The following is a 12944-nucleotide window of genomic DNA, read 5'->3' as shown; positions in this document are numbered from 1 at the left end:
TGGAGCAATGACATGGCTTTTACCCTGGAACTCGAAGAATGGGTCGGCAGTGCCTGGCACCGCTTTATCACACGCCGTGCCAGTGTGGATTTCCCCGAGGCGCGGGTTGCCCTGGCCGACCATCAACGCCGTGTGGCGCTGCTGTTCCGTGCGCTCGGCGGTGCGAATGGCATCGCCGTAGAAGCGGCTGGCGAGCGCGACCTGTTGCTGCGGCGCAACCTGCTGATGCGCATCGCCGGCACCTGCAAACAGGCACCGCTGGCCACCTGTGACGGCAACCGCCTGCGCTTGCCGGCCAGCGTGGCAGTATTTCCCGACCCGGCGCTGAATGCCGACTTGTACCAATGGCTGGCATTGCTCGCCGCCCACGCCGGCCCCATGACCCACTGGGTCCGCGACAATCAACGCTGGACCTGGCTGTTGCTGCAACGCTACCCGGCGATGCTGCCCCGTTATCGTCGCCTGGTGCATGCCCATCTGGAATTGCGCCCCGACCCGGCGGGCCTCAAGCCCGACGAAGCGGCCCTGGAAAAAGCCTTGCGCAAGGCCCTGTGCGAACCCGGTAGCGTGCGCCAGCTGCCGCGCAGCGAGCGCGCCCCGTGGCCATTGTCGTTATGGCTGTACCCACCGCAGCAGTTGGACGCACCGCACAGCGCCGACCTCGACGACGAAGGTGACGATCTGTCGGCGCCGCCGGGCGCACAACAGGGATCACCCAAGCGCGCCACACGCCTGGATGACCAGGCCCGCGACGGCGGCCTGCTGGTGGTGCGCCTGGAAAACCTGTTCAGCTGGACCGAGCACGTCGAGCTTGACCGCTGGACCGACGACAGCCAGGACCCCGACGCCGCCCGCGTCGCCGAAGACCTCGACCACCTGAGCCTGTCGCGCCAGCGTGTGCGCAAGAGTGGCGGGCTGAAACTGCACCTGGACCTGCCGCCCGCCGATGTCGACGACATCCCCCTCGGCGAGGGCATCAAGCTGCCCGAATGGGACTACCGCCGGCAATGCTTGCAGGACGCCTTCGTCAACCTGCAACTGATGCAACCACGCGCCGATCAACCCCAAGCGCTGCCCGCGCGCCTGCACGCCCAGGCCCAACGCCTGCGGCGCCAGTTCCAGCACCTGCGCACCGAGCGTCAATGGCAACGCCAGCAGTCCCAGGGCAGCGAACTCGACCTGCAGGCCTGGCTGGACTTTCATGTGGAGCGCCAGCACGGCGCCTGTGCCGAACGCGGGCTGTTCATGCAGCAGCGCCATACCCACCGCGACCTGGCCTGCCTGCTGCTGGCGGACCTGTCGATGTCCACCGACGCCCATCTGAACGACACGCAAAAGGTCATCGACGTGATCCGCGACAGCCTGTTGCTGTTCGGCGAAAGCCTGGCAGGGGCAGGGGACCGCTTTGCGCTGTATGGGTTCTCGTCCCTGCGTCGGCAGCAAGTGCGCCTGCAGGTGATCAAATCGTTCCAACACCCCTACGATGACCACACACGCGGGGTGATCCAGGCCCTCAAGCCGGGTTACTACACGCGCATGGGCGCCGCGATTCGCCAGGCCACCCACCTGCTGGGCGCCTGCAAGCAACGGCGCAAACTGCTGTTGCTGCTCACCGATGGCAAGCCCAACGACCTGGACCTCTACGAGGGACGCTATGGCGTGGAAGACACTCGCCAGGCGGTGCTGGAGGCGCGACGCAAGGGCCTGGTGCCGTTCTGCATCACCATCGACAAGCAGGCCGGCGACTACCTGCCGTACATGTTCGGCGCCCATGGCTTCACGCAGATCCGCCAGCCGGCGCAATTGCCTGAGCGTTTGCCGCAGCTGTACCGACAACTCACCGAGGGTCAGTAGATATCACGGGGCAGCCAGAAAAACATCGCGATGCAGAACAACGCGAGGCCCACGCAGAACCACTGGAAACGGCTGAGCCGCCGCGCCTGGTGGCCGGCCTCGGCGCTCGGCAGCGGCATGGCGCAGTGCTCGCAGGTGTCGCGCTGCACGGCATTGCGGTGCTGGCAATACAGGCAGGTCCTCACTCGAATTGCTCCAGGCGCAGGCGGTCGAGAATCGCGATCTGGCGAGCGTCCTGGGTGATGATCTGTTCGTCGATCAAGCGCCGGATAATCCGCGAGAACGTCTCCGGCTGGATCGACAAGTGCCCGGCGATCAACTGTTTGGCCATCGGCAGTTCGAAACGGTTTTCGCCGACCGGCAGGCGCATCAACTGGGTCATCAGGTAGCGCACCACGCGGTGGGTGGCGTTCTTCAACGACAGGGTCTCGATCTCGTTGACCCGCTGGTGCAGGCGCACGCACAGCGTGCCGAGCAAGGCGAAGGTCAGGCGGCTGTTGCTGTGCAGCAGGCGCATGTAGGTGGCGTTGGACAGCCGGTACAACTGGGTCGGGCACACGGCTTCGGCGCACGCCACATAGTTGGGCGTATCCATCAGCATCATCGCTTCGGCGAAGGTGCGGCGCTCGCCGACCACTTCGAAGACCTTTTCCTGGCCGTCCGGGGTCAAGCGGTAGATCTTCACCGCACCGGCAATCACGAAGTAGAAGGCGTCCGCCGGTTCGCCCTGGCGGAACAGGGGCTGGCCCTTGTCGACGCTGAGCAACTGGCTGCTGCTCATCAGCTCGTTGAGTTGGGGCTCGTCCATGGGCTCGAACAGGTGATGACTGCGCAGGATCTGGTGATGGACGCGATGGAGCACCATCTTAACCTCGGGGCACACAGGGGAAGGGGCGTCGAGGTTAATCCGGTTGCCCTTGGCGCGGCTTGATCTGCGACAAGGGCAAGACGCGCGCGCAGGTGCACCATCGGCGCAGTGATACATTCAGGAGCCCTGCCATGCACGTACTGGATCGACGCAAGGCCATGTCGATTACCCCGTTGTTTCGCCTGGCCTTTCGGCCGTTTTTCCTCGGTGCCTGCCTGTTGGCCGCGCTGGCGGTGCCGCTGTGGCTGCTGGCCCTGGGCGGCATGACCGGCAGTTGGCAACCGGCCGGCGGCTGGCTGGCCTGGCATCGGCATGAACTGCTGTTCGGCTTTGGCCTGGCGATCATCGCCGGTTTTCTGCTGACGGCGGTGCAGACCTGGACCGGTCGCCCCGGACTCAGCGGGGCACCCTTGGGCGTACTGGCGGCGCTGTGGCTGGCGGCGCGCGTGGGCTGGTTGCTCGACGTTCCCCTGCCATTGCTGGCGGTACTGGAACTGAGCTTCCCACTGGCGGTGGCGGGCGTGATGGGATGGACGCTGTGGCAGGTGCGGCAGACGCGCAATTATCCGATAGTGCTGGTGCTGGTATTGCTGGCGGTGGCCGATGGTTTGTCGCTGTATGACCAGGGCTTGCAGCGCCAGGCGGTGTTGACCGGCCTCTGGTTGGTGGCGGCGATGATGGGGCTGATCGGCGGGCGGGTGATCCCGTTTTTCACCCAGCGCGGCCTGGGTCGGGTCGCGGCGGTCAAGCCCTGGCCGTGGTTGGATCACCTGCTGTTGGGCGGTTCGGTGCTGGTCGCGTTGTTGTATGCCGGTGGGTTGGCCGTGTGGCCACAGGCGTGGATCGGCGTGCTGTTCGCGCTGCTCGGCGTGGGCCACCTGCTGCGCCTGGCGCGTTGGCATGATCGCGGCCTGTGGCGGGTGCCGCTGCTGTGGTCCCTGCACCTGGCCTATGCCTGGCTGGCGCTGGCGTGCCTGGGCATGGCGCTGTGGCATTTTGGCGCGCCGCTCAACCCGAGCCTGGCGGTGCACGCCTTGACCATCGGCGCCATGGCCGGGTTGATCGTGGCGATGATCGCGCGGGTCAGCCTCGGCCATACCGGCCGGCCATTGCAGCCGCCCTCGGGGATGACTCTGGCCTTTGCGTTGCTGAACCTGGCGTGTGTGTGCCGGGTGCTGCTGGTGCTGGTGTGGCCGGTGGCGGCATTGTGGTTGGCGGCGCTGTGCTGGTCCATCGGGCTGGGGCTGTACCTGTGGCGCTACGGGCCGATGCTGTGGCAGCCGCGTGTGGACGGGCATCCGGGTTAGGAGAGATCCATGTATTCAGTGCTATTGATGGTTCATCTGCTGGCGGCCATCGCGTTCATCGGCACGCTGTTTTTTGAAGTGGTGATCTGGCACAGCGCCCGGGAGGAGTTGGCCTGGTCCGCGCAGTTCACCTGCGACCAGGCGATTGCCCGGCGCTCGCGACGCGTGCTGCATCTGGTGGTCATCGTGCTGTACGGCGCGGGCCTGGGGCTGGCCTGGCACTACTGGGGCATGCCGTGGAGTGGTCGTTTTGCGTGGTTGCTGGGCCTGAAGATCCTGCTGGCCCTGAGCATCATCGGGCACTACCTGCTGCTGGCGTACTGGCTGGGTAAACAGCGCCTGAGCGCCAAGCGTGCACGGTGGATTCGGCGCAGCATCCTCGCGCACATGGTGCTGATCGTGATCATCGCTAAATCGTTGTGGTAAGCGGTATGCGGCGTCATGCCGCGGCCGATTGTTGATCGCGGTCAAGGGATAACGGTACGCCAGTTCCCACACTGTGGCGAACTTTCTGGAGGACCGCCCCATGCCCCTGTCCCTTGCGCAATTGCGCCGCAACTACACCCTCTACGGCCTTCGCGACGACTGCCCGCAGGCCGACCCGCTGGAGCTGTTCGGCCAGTGGCTGGACCAGGCCCGCAAGACCGAAGTGCCGCCGGCCGAGGCCAACAGCATGGCCCTGGCCACGGTGGACGGCCAGGGGCATGCCCACTGCCGCATCCTGCTGCTCAAGGGCTTCAGCGCCGACGGGTTTTTCTTCTTTGGCAATTACCAGAGCGCCAAGGGCCATGAACTGGCGGACAACCCCCATGCCGCCATGACGTTCTTCTGGCCGGGCCTGGAGCGCCAGGTGCGTATCGAAGGGCCGGTGGCGAAGGCGGATGCCGAGCTGTCGGACGACTATTTTGATGCCCGCCCGGTCGCCAGTCAGTTGGGCAGTTGGGCCTCGCCCCAGAGCCAGCCTCTGGCCCATCGCAGTGAGTTGGAAGGGCGCCTGCGCGAGGTCACCGAGCGTTTTGCCGGGCGCCAGCCGCCCCGGCCCGAGCACTGGGGCGGCTACTGCCTGCAACCCCAACGTATCGAGTTCTGGCAAGGCCGGCCGGACCGCTTGCACGACCGTCTTGACTATCGCCTGCATGACGCCGGGTGGCAGCGCACGCGCCTGGCCCCCTGACGGCATACCTCCTTCGAGGAATAGGCCCTGCGCCCGATGCGGCGCAGGCTGGATGCATCTTTTCAACGCCTGGAGCCTGGATCATGGCCCATCTGACCCAACGCAGTTTCGTTTCCCTGAACATCGCGGTGCTGACCATCAGCGACACCCGCACCTACGACACCGACACCTCCGGCGACACCCTGGTGGACCGCCTGCAACGTGCCGGCCACATGCTGATCGACCGTGGCATCGTGATGGATGACATCTACCAGATCCGCGCGCGCGTCTCGCAATGGATCGCCGACCCCCAGGTGCAAGTGGTGCTGATGACCGGTGGCACCGGTTTCACCGCGCGCGACAACACCCCTCAGGCGGTGTTGCCGTTGCTGGACAAACAGGTGGACGGCTTTGGCGAGTTGTTCCGCCAGGTATCGCTGGCGGAAATCGGTATGTCGACCCTGCAATCCCGAGCCCTGGCCGGTTTCAGCAACGGCGTGCTGGTGTGCTGCATGCCCGGTTCGCCGGGGGCCTGTCGTACTGCCTGGGACCAGATCCTGGTTGGCCAGTTGGACAGCCGCACCGGCCCGTGCAATTTTGCGCCGCACCTCAAGCCGCAACTCGATCAGATACTCGCGGCTTGTGAGGCACGCTCATGAGTCCCTGCGACAGCGGCGACCTGCTGCCCGTGGAAGAGGCCATCGAGCAGTTGCTGGCCCAGGCACCGCCGCCACCGTCCACCGAAATGCTTGCGTTGGCCGATGCCCTGGGGCGGGTGACCGCCGAAGAGGTGTTCTCGCCCCGTGACCTGCCGGGCTGGGACAACAGCGCCATGGACGGCTACGCCCTGCGCGCGTTTGACGTGCCGGAGCAGGGCGGTTACCTGGAAGTGGTCGGGCGGATCGCCGCCGGGCACAGCACGGATGTGCCGTTGCAGCCCGGGCAAGCCGTGCGCATCTTCACCGGCGCGCCGCTGCCGCCGGGTGCCGACAGCGTGGTGCCGCAGGAGCGCTGCCGGGTGTATGGCCAGCGCATCTGGTGCCCGCCGTTGCGCCTGGGCGAACACGTTCGCAAGCGCGGCGAAGAGCTGCAACGCGGGCAACGGGTACTGAGCGCCGGCAAACGCCTGCGCGCCCAGGAACTCGGCCTGTTGGCGGCGGCGGGCATTCCCCGGGTCAAGGTCTACCGGCCACTGCGCGTGTGCCTGCTCAGCAGTGGCGATGAACTGCGTGAGCCGGGCGAGTCGCTGGCGCCGGGGCAGATCTACAACAGCAATCGCTACCTCGTAGCGGCGTTGCTGCGTGGCTGGGGCGTGGAGGTGCACGACTACGGCGTGATGGCCGACGCGCTGGCGGCCAGCCGCGATGCGTTGGTGCTGGCCTCGTCCGAGTGCGACTTGCTGCTGACCACCGGCGGCGTGTCGGTGGGCGAAGAGGACCATCTCAAACAGGCGATCCAGGCACTCGGCAAGGTCGAGTTCTGGCGCCTGGCGATCCAGCCCGGCAAACCCCTGGCGTTCGGCCAAGTGGCCGGCAAACCCTGGATCGGCCTGCCGGGCAACCCCACCGCCGCGCTGGTCACCACGCTGATCGTGGTGCGCCCGTTCCTGCTGCGCGCCCAAGGCGCGGAGCGGGTGTTGCCGGTGCCTGTCAGCGTGCCGGCGGCGTTCGAGTGGCTCAAGCCCAACAAGCGCCGCCAATACCTGCGTGCGCGCTTGAGCCCCGACAGCGATGGGCAACTGCGCGCGATCCTGCACCCCCAGCAAAGCTCGGCGATGCTCGCCGCCGCCTGCTGGGCCGATGGCCTGGTGATCGTCGAGCGCGAGCAGCAGGTGCTCAAGGGCGCGGCCGTGCCGTTCCTGCCGTTTGCCGATTTTCAATAAGGAGCCACCATGCAACTGGTCTGCCCGGCAGGCAACCTGCCTGCGCTGAAAGCCGCCGTACGCCAAGGCGCCGACGCGGTGTACGTGGGTTTTCGCGATGACACCAATGCCCGGCATTTCGCCGGGCTGAACATGGACGACAAGCAGTTCGACGCCGCCGTCGCCCATATCCGCCAGCACCAGCGCAAGCTCTATGTGGCGGTCAACACTTACCCGCAGCCGAAGATTTGGTCGCGTTGGCAGCGCGCCGTGGACCGTGCCGCCGACCATGGCGTGGACGCGCTGATCGCCGGTGACCCCGGCGTGCTTGGCTATGCCGCGCACCATCATCCACAGCTGGCGTTGCACCTGTCGGTGCAGGGCTCGGCCACCCATGCGGCGGCGTTGAAATTCTATGTGGAGCGCTACGGCATCCGGCGCGCCGTGCTGCCTCGGGTGTTGTCGTTGGCCCAGGTCAAGCAGGTGGCGGCCAGCGGCACGGTGCCCATCGAGGTGTTCGGTTTTGGCAGCCTGTGCATCATGGCCGAAGGGCGTTGCCATCTGTCCTCCTATATCACCGGCGAATCCCCCAACCTGTGCGGCGTGTGTTCGCCGGCCAAGGCGGTGCGCTGGAGCGAGGATACCGATGGCCTCAGCGCACGCCTGAGCGAAGTGCTGATCGACCGCTACACCCCGGACGAACCCGCCGGCTACCCGACCCTGTGCAAGGGCCGCTTCCTGGTGGGCGGCAAGCGCTTCCATGCGCTGGAAGAACCCACCAGCCTCGACACCCTGGACCTGCTGCCCGAACTCAGTGCCATCGGCGTGGAAGCGGTGAAGATCGAAGGCCGGCAACGCAGCCCGGCCTATGTGGAGCAAGTCACCCGCGTGTGGCGCGCCGCCCTCGACGCGCACCGCAGCAGCCCGGCCCATTTCGCGGTCAAGGACCAATGGCGCCAGGTGCTTGCCGGGCTTTCCGAGGGCAGCCAGACCACCCTGGGGGCTTACCATCGTGCATGGCAATGAGGACACACAGATGAAACTCAGCCTGGGACCGGTGCTGTTTTATTGGGACAAGCAAGAGTTGGGGCGCTTCTACGCCGACATGGCCGCCTTGCCCCTGGACGTGATTTACCTGGGGGAAACCGTGTGCGCCAAACGCCGCGCGCTGAACCTGGATCAATGGCTGGGCCTGGGCCGTGAGTTGCAGGCGTGCAGCCCGGCGCAGATCGTGCTGTCGAGCCTCACCCTGATCGAAGCTGCGTCCGAACTCTCCAGCCTGCGCCGCCTGTGCGACAACGGCGAGTTGCTGGTGGAGGCCAACGACATGGGCGCCGTGCAGTTGCTGATCGAGCGCAAAGTGCCCTTTGTCGGTGGCCCGGCGCTCAACCTCTACAACGGCCACGCGCTGGTGCAGCTGCTCGACGCGGGCATGCAGCGCTGGGTGCCGCCGGTGGAATGCTCCCACGGCTTGATCGCCGATGTGCTGGAGCAGGTCCGCGAACTGGGACGGCCGCTGCCCGAAGTGGAGATCTTCGCCTACGGCCATTTGCCCCTAGCGTACTCGGCGCGCTGCTTCACCGCCCGTGCGGAGAATCGGCCCAAGGACGACTGCCAGTTTTGCTGCATCAACTACCCGGATGGCATGGCGTTGACCAGCCAGGAAGGGCAGGCGCTGTTTACCTTGAATGGGATTCAGACGATGTCCGCCGAGGTGACCAACTTGCTGGCGGACTATCCCGGCTTGGTCGCCTGTGGCGCCGACCTGTTGCGCCTGAGCCCACGGGCCGAAGGCATGGCCGAGGTGGTGCGTGCCTTCGACCAGGTGCGCCAGGGTGCCACGCCGCCGTTGCTGGTGAGTGGCTGCAACGGTTACTGGCATGGGCAGGCCGGCATGTTGCGGGTCGAGGAGGTGGGGTTGTGTTGAATCGCAAGCAATGGTTGCTCAAGGGTGCTGACCGGGTATTGCCGCTGATTCGCCGTGTGCCTTTCGCGGTGCAGCGCCTGGCGTTGCAACAGGGGCTCAACCGCTGCCTGGCCGAGCCGCTGCGCGACGACGGTTTTGACCTGCTGCGCGGACGCTGGATGTGCCTGCGCATTCCGGACCTGGGCTTGTGCTGGTACCTGACGTTGACGCGGGATGGGTTGCGGATTGCGCAGAAGGCGCAGGCCCAAGTGACCATCAGCGGCAATTGGCGCGAGTTCTTGTTGCTGGCCAGTCGGCAGGAAGACCCGGATACGTTGTTCTTCCGGCGGCGCCTGGTGATCGAAGGGGATACGGAGCTGGGGTTGGGTTTGAAGAACCTGATCGACAGCCTCGACCCGGATGTCTTACCGCCCTGGTTGTGGCGCAATCTGGAGCGGGCGGGGCGGGGGCTTGCGACCTGACGCTATCTGCGGCGCCGGGGTTTGGGATATGACTCGTTGGGGGGGGGGGCTCGGTGGGCATATCCATTTCTTCGGTAACGGCCACCTATGGTTCCGCCCTTACGGCGGCTCACTTTTGAAGAGCGCAAAAGTAAGCAAAACGCTCTTGCCCCAACACTCGGCACCTCGCCTAGGCTCGGTGTTCCCTCACTCCGGCTTGAATCCGTGGGCCGCCGTCATGGGCCATCCTTGGCCCAGGACGGCTAACCCGGCGTCCTGCCGGGTTACCCACGGATTCAAGCCTGCGTTCGGCCAGCGTGTTTGACGGGGCGCCCCAGATCAAGATCAAGAGCGCGGCGGCCTTAGAGCCGACCGGATTGAATGGCCGGTACTCGGTCAAAGTGTGGGAGGGGGCTTGCCCCCGATGGCAGTGGGTCAGTCACTGATGAGTTGGCTGACACACCGCCATCGGGGGCAAGCCCCCTCCCACAGTTTGATCTTCATGTATCAGTTGAAGGGTGGTTTGCTCTGGCTCTGGCTCTGGCTCTGGCTCTGGCTCTGGCTCTGGCTCTGGCTCTGGCTCTGGCTCTGGCTCTGGCTCTGGTTGTGGCTGTGGCTGTTGCTCTGGCTCTGGCTCTGGCTCTGGCTTTAGATCTGCTTTTGATTTTGATCTTAGGCGGCCCCCCAAATCACTGTCGAATTACGGGCACACCGAGCCTAGGCGAGGTGCCGAGTGTTGGGGCAAGAGCCCTTTGCTTACTTTGGGCTGGGCCGGCATTCCGGCTTTTCCAAAGTGAGCCGCCGTAAGGGCGGAACCCATATCAGCCATCACCTAAATAATGGATATACACCCGGTCAAAAGCTCACCCCACCTGCCGGAGGTGCTCCATCGCCCAAACCGCCGCCTCCACCCGCGACCTCAACCCCAGCTTATGCAGCAAATTCTTCACATGCACCTTCACCGTCCCCTCGGTAATCCCCAACTTATGCCCGATCACCTTGTTGCTGTAGCCACTGGCAATCGTCTTCAACACCTGCCGCTCCCGCTCAGTCAATTCCACCGCCGCATGGGGCTGCGGCGAGCGCAACGCCTGGGCCAAGACCCTGGTCAAGCCTGGGCTGATCACCAACGCGCCATGCAACGCATCACGGATAAACTCGACCACCAATTCCGGTTCCATGTCCTTGAGCAGATACCCATTGGCATCCAGGCGCAGGGCATCGCGAATATCGTCTTCAGCGTCGGACACGGTAAACAGCAACACCTTGCCCGCGTAGTCCATGGCCCGCAGGCGGCGCAGGGTTTCCAGGCCGTTCATGTGCGGCATGTTGTTGTCCAGCAGTACCAGGTCCGGTTGCAGGCAGGCGATCTGGTCGAGGGCTTCCTGACCGTTGCCGGCCTCGCCGACCACGTGCAGGTCGTCTTCCAGTTCGAGGATCTGGCGCATGCCGTGGCGCATCATCGGGTGGTCGTCGACCAACAGGATCCGGTGGCGAAGAGGGACGTTCATGAGGTGCTGCCTTGTAGGGTGTGGCCGAGGAATTCCGGCTGGAAACGTAATTGCACGCGGGTGCCCTGGGGCTCGCGTGGGCTGATCTCAAGCTGGCCGTGCAGGCTGCGGGCGCGTTCGTCCATGATGGTCAGGCCGTGGTGTTCGCGCTGGTCGACGGCGCCGCAGAAACCCCGGCCATCGTCTTCGATGCTCAAGCTCACGGTCTCGCCGACCTGGCGCAGTTGCAGCCAGGCATTCTGTGCATGGGCGTGGCGCAGGCAGTTGGACAGCGCTTCGCGGGTGATCTGCAACATGTGAATCTGCTCGCTGGCCGACAGCTGGAAGGCCAGGGCGTCCACGTGCAAGTGCACCTGGAATTCGCCGCGCCGGGAGAATTCTTCGGCGGTGTCCTGCAGCTCCTGCACCAGCCCGGCATCGTGGATCTGCAGGCGGAAGGTGGTGAGCAATTCGCGCAGTTGCCGGTAGGCGTTGTTGAGGCCATCGCGCAGTTCGCTGGTGACGGTGGCCAGGGTTTCGACTGGCTCGCCACGGCGGATCAGGGTTTGCATGCGGCTCACTTGCAGCTTCATGTAGGACAGCGCCTGGGCCAGGGAATCGTGCAGTTCGCGGGCGATGATGGTGCGCTCGTCCAGCAGCAACAGGCGGTGGTCCTGCTCGCGCTGGCGCTTGAGCGACAGTGAGGTGCCGATCAGGTTGGCCAGGGCCTGGATCAGTTGTTTTTCCCAGTCCTGGGGCGGGTGGCCATCGACGAAGTGCGCCTTGAGTTCGCCCAGTTCCGTGCCCTGGTTGCTGATGCTGAACACCTGCGGCGGTGCGGCCTTGTGCTTCTGGCAGGTGGCACAGTCGCCGATGGCGCACACGTTGCGGCTGTTCTCGCCGTGCAGGGCCAGCATCTGCTGGGCGGGGGCGAGGAAGTGACCTTGCAGGCACAGCGACAGGCGCAGGCCCGGCAGGCGTTTCTGGAAGCGCCGGATCAGTTCATCCAGGCCCTCGGCATTGGCCAGGCGCGTGGCCAGGCTGCGACTGCTCTGGTAGAGCAATTCGAGGGCGGCGTTGGCTTGTTGCAGGTTGAGGGTCTTGAGTTGCACCTGGGTTTCCAGGGTGCGGTGGGAGGCCTCGATGGTCTCGGCCATGGCGTTGAAGCTCAGCGCCAGTTGGCCCAGTTCGTCCTCGGAACGGTGGTTGACCCGGGTCTTGAAGTCGCCGTCGCGAAAACGCCGGGTGGCGTGCACCAGTTCTTCCAGCGGGTTGACCACGCCGTACTGCAACTCGTACAGGCCGAGCAACAGGATGATCAAGGTGCTGAACAACGCCAGGCCCTGAATGCCTTGCTGCCAGCTCTGTTTCTGCTCGCTCTGTTGCTGCAACAGGCTGACGAACTGGTTCAGTTGCTCGACGAACGCCGGTGCGCGGGCCTGGAACAAGTCGGCATCACCGCGAATCACCGCCGGGCCCAGTTCGCTGTCCCAGCGTTGGCGGATCTGCTGGTAACTCTGCAACAGCGCGCTTTGCGGGCCGTCTTCCAGCGCCGCCCTGAGCGAGGGGCTGTCGAGCCGGCGTTGCAGGCTCTGGCTGACCTCGGCGACCTCATCCGCGCGCGCGCCGGCCGCCAGCTTCCAGCTGAGGTGGTAGGTCTCCATGCGCACCGAGCCTGCGGTGTTGATCGCCGCGGCGTCGCCCTGGCTGAACCAGGCGATCAGCCCGGCACTGAGGGAGCTGGCCAGGGCCAGGATCGCGATGAGGATCACCGCCAGGCCGGCACGGGCGGGCAGGGAACTGCGCAGCCAGTCAAGCATGACGGCGCAGACGGAGTGGATGGCAGAGCAGCATGGTCGCACCTGGAGCGGGAAAGGGGGTTGTCAATGGCCTTCCCTGGCGCACTACCTCTAAAGAATTGCCGGCGAACCCTCCCACGGATAAAACCCGGCACAAGAGAACAATCCATTGATAAATAAAGGCTTTCTCTTGTTTTGCTGACTACCTCCTTGGAGGTAGACGGGGCGAGCATAGCCCCATACCC

At 65.3% G+C, this 12944-nt stretch carries 13 protein-coding genes; 9 read left to right on the top strand and 4 right to left on the bottom strand.

Going from position 1 to position 12944, the window contains the following annotated elements; genetic code table 11:
- Positions 1-12: 12 nt before the first annotated feature.
- Positions 13-1854 (top strand): nitric oxide reductase activation protein NorD, encoded by a 1842-nt coding sequence (locus NL123_RS18415; protein WP_494356010.1) that lies wholly within the window; start codon positions 13-15, stop codon positions 1852-1854.
- Here the strand turns inward: NL123_RS18415 and NL123_RS18410 are convergent.
- Both NL123_RS18410 and NL123_RS18405 read right to left on the bottom strand, forming a co-directional pair.
- The gene (locus tag NL123_RS18410; RefSeq protein WP_494356009.1) at positions 1848-2039 is read right to left on the bottom strand and encodes a protein DnrP; all 192 of its coding nucleotides are present in this window, start codon (positions 2037-2039) and stop codon (positions 1848-1850) included. The two genes, NL123_RS18415 and NL123_RS18410, sit on opposite strands and share 7 nt — an antisense overlap.
- Positions 2036-2719 (bottom strand): Crp/Fnr family transcriptional regulator, encoded by a 684-nt coding sequence (locus NL123_RS18405; RefSeq protein ID WP_494356008.1) that lies wholly within the window; start codon positions 2717-2719, stop codon positions 2036-2038. The genes NL123_RS18410 and NL123_RS18405 overlap by 4 nt, the downstream gene beginning before the upstream one ends.
- 134 nt (positions 2720-2853) lie before the next feature.
- Between NL123_RS18405 and NL123_RS18400 the strand changes: the two genes are divergently transcribed.
- The 8 genes from NL123_RS18400 to ubiT all read left to right on the top strand — a co-directional run bounded on the left by NL123_RS18400 (position 2854) and on the right by ubiT (position 9431).
- Positions 2854-4029, top strand: a complete 1176-nt coding sequence (locus NL123_RS18400; protein ID WP_494356007.1) for an NnrS family protein — start codon at positions 2854-2856, stop codon at positions 4027-4029.
- A gap of 9 nt (positions 4030-4038) precedes the next feature.
- On the top strand, positions 4039-4455 hold the full coding sequence (locus NL123_RS18395) for a hypothetical protein (RefSeq protein ID WP_058427521.1): 417 nt from the start codon (positions 4039-4041) through the stop codon (positions 4453-4455).
- Positions 4456-4555: 100 nt separating this feature from the next.
- A complete protein-coding gene (gene pdxH / locus NL123_RS18390) occupies positions 4556-5203 on the top strand; it encodes a pyridoxamine 5'-phosphate oxidase (RefSeq protein ID WP_494356006.1) in 648 nt (215 codons plus the stop codon).
- 83 nt (positions 5204-5286) lie between these two features.
- Positions 5287-5841 (top strand): molybdenum cofactor biosynthesis protein B, encoded by a 555-nt coding sequence (moaB, locus tag NL123_RS18385; RefSeq protein ID WP_071492618.1) that lies wholly within the window; start codon positions 5287-5289, stop codon positions 5839-5841.
- The gene (locus tag NL123_RS18380; protein WP_494356005.1) at positions 5838-7064 is read left to right on the top strand and encodes a molybdopterin molybdotransferase MoeA; all 1227 of its coding nucleotides are present in this window, start codon (positions 5838-5840) and stop codon (positions 7062-7064) included. The genes moaB and NL123_RS18380 overlap by 4 nt, the downstream gene beginning before the upstream one ends.
- Before the next feature lie 9 nt (positions 7065-7073).
- A complete protein-coding gene (ubiU, locus tag NL123_RS18375) occupies positions 7074-8069 on the top strand; it encodes a ubiquinone anaerobic biosynthesis protein UbiU (RefSeq protein WP_494356004.1) in 996 nt (331 codons plus the stop codon).
- A gap of 10 nt (positions 8070-8079) precedes the next feature.
- Positions 8080-8970: a U32 family peptidase gene (locus tag NL123_RS18370; RefSeq protein ID WP_494356003.1), complete on the top strand. Its 891-nt coding sequence runs from the start codon at positions 8080-8082 to the stop codon at positions 8968-8970.
- Positions 8964-9431, top strand: coding sequence for a ubiquinone anaerobic biosynthesis accessory factor UbiT (gene ubiT / locus NL123_RS18365; RefSeq protein ID WP_248482103.1), 468 nt, complete (start codon positions 8964-8966; stop codon positions 9429-9431). The genes NL123_RS18370 and ubiT overlap by 7 nt, the downstream gene beginning before the upstream one ends.
- Before the next feature lie 842 nt (positions 9432-10273).
- On the opposite strand, the gene narL is transcribed toward ubiT, so the two are convergent.
- Positions 10274-10921 (bottom strand): two-component system response regulator NarL, encoded by a 648-nt coding sequence (gene narL / locus NL123_RS18360; RefSeq protein ID WP_494356002.1) that lies wholly within the window; start codon positions 10919-10921, stop codon positions 10274-10276.
- Positions 10918-12720, bottom strand: coding sequence for a HAMP domain-containing protein (locus NL123_RS18355; protein ID WP_494356001.1), 1803 nt, complete (start codon positions 12718-12720; stop codon positions 10918-10920). The genes narL and NL123_RS18355 overlap by 4 nt, the downstream gene beginning before the upstream one ends.
- Positions 12721-12944: the final 224 nt, after the last annotated feature.

The sequence above is a fragment of the Pseudomonas sp. FBCC-B1565 genome (assembly GCF_059133265.1).
Note: the sequence above shows the minus strand (reverse complement) of the source record. Positions and strands in the feature narration are given on the sequence as shown.

Coding starts and splice junctions, on each gene's coding strand:
- NL123_RS18415 (WP_494356010.1), top strand. CDS start 13: ATGGCTTTTACCCTGGAACTCGAAGAATGGGTCGGCAGTGCCTGGCAC.
- NL123_RS18405 (WP_494356008.1), bottom strand. CDS start 2,719: ATGGTGCTCCATCGCGTCCATCACCAGATCCTGCGCAGTCATCACCTG.
- NL123_RS18400 (WP_494356007.1), top strand. CDS start 2,854: ATGCACGTACTGGATCGACGCAAGGCCATGTCGATTACCCCGTTGTTT.
- NL123_RS18395 (WP_058427521.1), top strand. CDS start 4,039: ATGTATTCAGTGCTATTGATGGTTCATCTGCTGGCGGCCATCGCGTTC.
- pdxH (WP_494356006.1), top strand. CDS start 4,556: ATGCCCCTGTCCCTTGCGCAATTGCGCCGCAACTACACCCTCTACGGC.
- moaB (WP_071492618.1), top strand. CDS start 5,287: ATGGCCCATCTGACCCAACGCAGTTTCGTTTCCCTGAACATCGCGGTG.
- NL123_RS18380 (WP_494356005.1), top strand. CDS start 5,838: ATGAGTCCCTGCGACAGCGGCGACCTGCTGCCCGTGGAAGAGGCCATC.
- ubiU (WP_494356004.1), top strand. CDS start 7,074: ATGCAACTGGTCTGCCCGGCAGGCAACCTGCCTGCGCTGAAAGCCGCC.
- NL123_RS18370 (WP_494356003.1), top strand. CDS start 8,080: ATGAAACTCAGCCTGGGACCGGTGCTGTTTTATTGGGACAAGCAAGAG.
- narL (WP_494356002.1), bottom strand. CDS start 10,921: ATGAACGTCCCTCTTCGCCACCGGATCCTGTTGGTCGACGACCACCCG.
- NL123_RS18355 (WP_494356001.1), bottom strand. CDS start 12,720: ATGCTTGACTGGCTGCGCAGTTCCCTGCCCGCCCGTGCCGGCCTGGCG.